At 36.9% G+C, this 233-nt stretch carries 1 protein-coding gene; it reads right to left on the minus strand.

Annotated elements, in window-relative coordinates; all coding sequences use genetic code 11:
- On the minus strand, nucleotides 1–233 hold a 233-nt coding region (locus SB775_RS34125), incomplete at both ends, for an MFS transporter (RefSeq protein ID WP_410865724.1).

Below are 233 nucleotides of genomic sequence, written 5' to 3' on the forward strand. Positions count from 1 at the left end.
GTAATGATTTCTTTAAATCACCAATAAAACTGGATTCTTTCGTATTAGCAGAAATCTCTGCAAGCTCTTCCTTCGTTAACGGCTCTTTTAAAATAAAGATCGAAATTACACATGCTATAAAGGCAATTGCTGCTGCAACGAAAAAAGGTACACGTATACCATACTCTGCAATAAATCCGCCAATTCCAGGCCCTATAATAAATCCAGTACTAATTGCCGCGGATAAATATCCC

This window comes from Peribacillus sp. SIMBA_075 (assembly GCF_046534585.1).